We start from the raw sequence: 5323 nt of genomic DNA, 5'->3' as shown, positions 1-5323 counted from the left end.
CATCCGCAGACTGTAACCTATGTGTCTTCCCTAGGTGTTACCTATGTTGCTCTTGACACAATGCTCGCCCCTACAACCCCGCAAAAATGCGCGCGCGTCAATGCTTTATCAACTGCATAAATTCTGTATATTCTTTGAAAACTATGTAAAATTTCTTGAAATCCTGTCGATATTGTGATAAAATAAATGGATTTCCCATGTCAAATTTAGCTTGCGCCGTTTTGCGTAACGCGGTGCATACAACAGCAAACCCGCAAAAGTTGCGGTACTATCTTTATAGGTCGTGATAGCATTGTATAAAAGCCGAAGCAGCCTGCCGGGAAGGGCAGCCTGACTTCGGGTCGTGAGGAGAACGATTGGATGAAAAACAAACGACTGCACACTGTTTTTTCCCTGCTTGCCGCTATGGTGCTGGGGCTGTCCCTGCTGGGCGGCTGCGCCGCAAAAACCACCGAGCAGCTGCAGGCGCAGGAGGACGCCGAAACCATTCAGGTCTATTTGTGGACCAACGCCCTGTACGAAAACTACGCCCCTTATGTGCAGTCGCAGCTGCCGGATGTAAACATTGAGTTTATCGTCGGCAACAACGACTTGGACTTTTACAAATTTTTGAAGCAAAACGGCGGTCTGCCGGACATTATCACCTGCTGCCGCTTCTCCCTGCACGACGCTGCCCCCTTAAAGGACAGCCTGATGAACCTTGCCACCACCAACGAGGCAGGTGCCATCTACAACACCTACCTCAACAGCTTCAGAAATGAGGACGGCAGCGTAAACTGGATGCCCGTCTGCCCCGATGTCCACGGCTTTGTGGTCAACCGCGACCTGTTTGAGCAATACGGCATTGCGCTGCCCACCGATTACGCCAGCTTTGTCGCTGCCTGTAAAGCGTTTGAGGAAGTGGGCATCCGCGGCTTTACCGCCGACTATATGTACGACTACACCTGCATGGAAACGCTGCAGGGGCTTTCTGCCGCCGAGCTTACGACCACGGCAGGGCGCAAATGGCGCACCGCCTACAGCGACCCCGCAAGCAACACCCGCGTGGGGCTGGACGATACCGTGTGGCCGGGCGGCTTTGAACGGATGGAGCAGTTCATCCAAGACACCGGGCTTACCGCGGCGGACCTGGAGCAGAACTACGATAAAGTAATCGAACTGTTCGATAACGGGCAGCTTGCCATGTACTTTGGCTCCTCCGCCGGTGTAAAGATGTTTCAGGATCAGGGCATTGACGCCACCCTTTTGCCGTTCTTCAGCCAGAACGGGGAAAAGTGGCTGATGACCACGCCCTACTTCCAAGTGGCGCTGAACCGTGATCTGGAGCAGGACGCCGCCCGCCGCGAAAAGGCAATGCAGGTGCTGCACGTTATGATGTCGGAAGGCGCGCAGGAACAGATCCTCGCGGAAGGGCAGGATCTGCTCAGCTACAGCCAGAACGTCAGCTACCACCTGACCGAAACCATGAAGGACGTGCGCTCGGTGGTGGAAGAAAACCATCTGTACATCCGCATCGCCTCCAACGATTTCTTTGCCATCTCGCAGGATGTGGTTTCCAAGATGATCGCGGGCGAATATGACGCCGACCAAGCCTACCGCGTGTTCATCGCCCGCCTTTTGGCAGAGGAAAAGCCCGACAAAAGCGAAACCGTGCTGACCAGCGAAACCGCCTATTCCAACGTGTTCCACCAAGACGGCGGCAATGCGTCCTTCTCGGTCATGGCAAACACGCTGCGCGGCATTTACGGCACCGATGTGCTGGTGGCCACCGCCAACAGCTTTACCGGCAGCGTGCTGCAAGCCGACTACACCAAGTCCACGGCGCGCGCTATGATCATGCCCAACGGGCTTCGGTCGTACCAAGCCACCCTGACGGGCGCCGAGCTGAAGGAAACCCTGCGCGCCTTTGTGGAAGGGTGCGAGGGCGGCTTTACCCCGTTCAACCGCGGCTCTCTGCCGGTGGTCAGCGGTGTGGCCATGCAGGTAAAAGAGAGCGACGACGGCTATACGCTGACCGGCGTTACCCGCAACGGGCAGCCCCTGCGGGACGACGACACCGTTACCGTGACCTGCCTGGCCGTAGAAAAGCAGATGGCGCCGCTGCTGCAAGGCGAAACCTGCGCATTTGAGCGCGGGGAGGAAACGGTCAAAGACGTGTGGAGTCTGGCACTTGACGGCGGCGTGACGCTTGCCGAGCCGGAAAGCTATATTACACTTGGGGGGGGGTAAAGCGCTATGGAAGATGATAAGCGGAAGCTGAAAACAGAGCGCCATTTCCCTCGCAAAAGGCTGACTGCTGCCGCCGTTTTGTTGACGATAGCGTGTTTTGTCTGCCTGGGCGTACAGTATCTTTCGTTTGTGTCCAGGACTGTCTATGAAGAAAGCACCGCGCATTTAGAGGAAGTTCTGCACAAATCCAACAGTATGCTGAGCATGATCGTCAACAAAAACATCTCCTATCTGCATTTGTGGAACGGCTTTTTGTACAGTAACCCCGACGATGACGGCATTCAGGTGTATTTAGAGTCTGCCAAGCAGGAGCTTGGCATTGCCGAATTCTACTTTCTTTCTTACGACGGAAACTACATGACACCCGACGGCAAAACGGGCTACCTTGGCTTGCAGAGCAACCTCGACGAGGCGCTTGCCGACCAGAAAGACGTTGTGATGAACGCGGTTTTGCCGGAAAAAGCCCCGATGCTGGCGTTTATCTGCCCTGAAACCAAGGGCGTTTACCGCGGCTTTGCCTACGATGCCATTGCCATCGGCCGCTACAACGACGTTGTGATGAAAGCCGTGGACGATTCGGCGTTCGGCGGGACCGCCAGCACCTATGTCATCTACCCGGACGGGCAGGTCGTGATCGAAAATATCGCCGAGGGCGAGGAATCTATCTATAACCTTGTGTCGATCTTGCAGGATTACTCCGACCTTACCGGGGCGGAGCTGCAAGACCTTGCCAATGATTTTGCAAAGGGTGCCGGCGGAAACCGTGAGGTAACGCTGGACGGCACAAGATACTATCTGGTGTACGAAAGCACCGGCATCCAGAACTGGATCTTGGTGGGCATTGTCCCGGTGGATGTCGTAAATGCCGGTATGAATCAGCTTTGGTTGAGCACGGTGCAAATTATAGCGGCCATTATATCCGGTCTTGCGCTCATGATCATTCTGCTGATTATGAGCAGAGGTCACGTCAAGCTGCGCCGCAAGAACACCGAGATTTTGTACCGCGACGAGCTGTTCCAAAGATTGTCCCAGAACGTGGATGATGTTTTCCTGATGCTGGACGCCAAGAAACACAGTGTGGATTATGTCAGCCCGAATATGGAGCGCCTGCTGGGCTTGACGTCGGAAAGCGTGCGCAAAAATATCGCTACCTTGGCGCTGCTGCACCCGAAGGATTCCCCCAACCGCACCAAGGATTTTGTGGCAGGGCTTGGCTGCGGCGAACAGCGCGAATGGGATATAGAGTTTGTCCATCAGGAAACAGGGGAGCGGCGCTGGTTCCATGTGGTTGTCATGGGCAGCGAGGTCGAGGGAAAAACCAAGTACATTCTGGTTTTGTCGGACCGCACCGCCGACAGGCAGGTGAACCAGGCACTGGCGGATGCCGTGGCCGCCGCCGAAAACGCCAACCGCGCCAAGAGCACCTTCCTGTCCAGTATGTCCCACGATATCCGCACGCCCATGAACGCCATCATCGGCTTTACCACGCTGGCGGTCAGCCATCTGGATGACAAGGACCGCGTCAAGGATTACCTTGCAAAAATACTTGCCTCCGGCAATCATCTGCTTTCGCTCATCAATGATATTTTGGATATGAGCCGCATCGAAAGCGGAAGAATTCAGCTCGATGAAACCGAGGTCAACCTGTCCGATGTGCTGCACGATATAAAAACCATTGTCAGCGGGCAGGTCTACGCCAAGCAGCTGGAATTGTATATGGACGCGATGGATGTTACCGACGAGGATGTCTATTGCGACAAGACACGGCTGAATCAGGTTTTGATGAACCTGTTGTCCAACGCCATCAAGTTTACCCCCGCGGGCGGCACGGTGTCGGTGCGGGTGCGCCAGCTTGCCGGCAAGGTCGGCGGCTGCGGGCAGTATGAGTTCCGCGTCAAAGACAGCGGCATTGGTATGAGCGAAGAATTCGCCAAAAAGATTTTTGAACCCTTTGAGCGCGAGCGCACCTCCACGGTAAGCAAGATACAGGGTACCGGGCTGGGTATGGCGATCACCAAAAACATCGTGGATATGATGGGCGGCACCATTGAGGTGCAGACCGCGCCGGAAAAAGGCTCTGAATTTATCGTCCGTGTGCCGCTGCGCGCGCAGGAGGAAGCCCGCAAGCCGCTGAAAATTGCCGAGCTGGAGGGTCTGAAGGCGCTGGTGGTGGACGATGATTTCAACACCTGCGACGGCGTGACCAAGATGCTGGTCAAGGTGGGTATGCGCGCCGAGTGGACGCTTTCCGGCAAGGAGGCTGTGCTGCGCGCACGGCAGTCTATCGAGATGGGCGATACCTTCAAAGCCTATATTATCGACTGGCGCTTGCCGGATATGAACGGCATTGAGGTCACTCGCCAGATTCGCGCCTTAAACGATGATACGCCGATTATTATCCTGACCGCCTATGACTGGTCCGACATTGAGGTGGAGGCAAAGGCAGCAGGTGTCACGGCGTTCTGCTCCAAGCCGATGTTTATGTCCGACTTGCGCGACACGCTGATGACCGCCATCGGGCAGAAACAGGCACAGGAGGATCCGAACGCACTGCCCGAGAACCCCACCGACTTTACGGGCAAGCACATCCTGCTGGCTGAGGATAACGAGCTGAACCGCGAGATCGCCGTGGAGATTCTGAACGCCTACGGCTTTGAGGTCGATACCGCCGAAAACGGTGCCGTTGCTGTTGAAAAGGTCAGCAACGCCGCGCCGGGGCAGTACGATCTGGTACTGATGGACGTGCAGATGCCCGTTATGGACGGCTACACCGCCACCCGCCGCATCCGCGAATTGCAGAACCCTGCCTTGGCGGGCATCCCGATTCTGGCCATGACGGCGAACGCCTTTGACGAGGACCGCCGCAACGCCTTGGAAAGCGGTATGAACGGCTTCCTGTCCAAGCCGATCGTGATCAGCGACCTTGTGCAGGAGATGCGCAAGATTTTGTGACGCAAATTTTTTGGACAAATACGAACTTTCGGCAGGTTTGTAGGGGACGCATATATGTCAAGAGTAACATAGGTAACACCTAGGGAAGACACATAGGTTACAGTCTGCGGATGTGGCGTTCAAGCAATTTTCCTTCCACAGC

General features: G+C 55.6%; 2 protein-coding genes. Both read left to right on the top strand.

The annotated features are described in order from the left end of the window. The first annotated feature begins 360 nt into the window (after window positions 1-360). A complete protein-coding gene (locus Q0I19_RS11435) occupies window positions 361-2229 on the top strand; it encodes an ABC transporter substrate-binding protein (protein ID WP_294761761.1) in 1869 nt (622 codons plus the stop codon). A gap of 6 nt (window positions 2230-2235) precedes the next feature. Next, window positions 2236-5181 (top strand): response regulator, encoded by a 2946-nt coding sequence (locus tag Q0I19_RS11430; protein WP_294761759.1) that lies wholly within the window; start codon window positions 2236-2238, stop codon window positions 5179-5181. The last annotated feature ends 142 nt before the right edge of the window (window positions 5182-5323 follow it).

This window comes from uncultured Gemmiger sp. (assembly GCF_934561205.1).
Taxonomy (GTDB): domain Bacteria; phylum Bacillota; class Clostridia; order Oscillospirales; family Ruminococcaceae; genus Gemmiger.
Note: the sequence above shows the minus strand (reverse complement) of the source record. Positions and strands in the feature narration are given on the sequence as shown.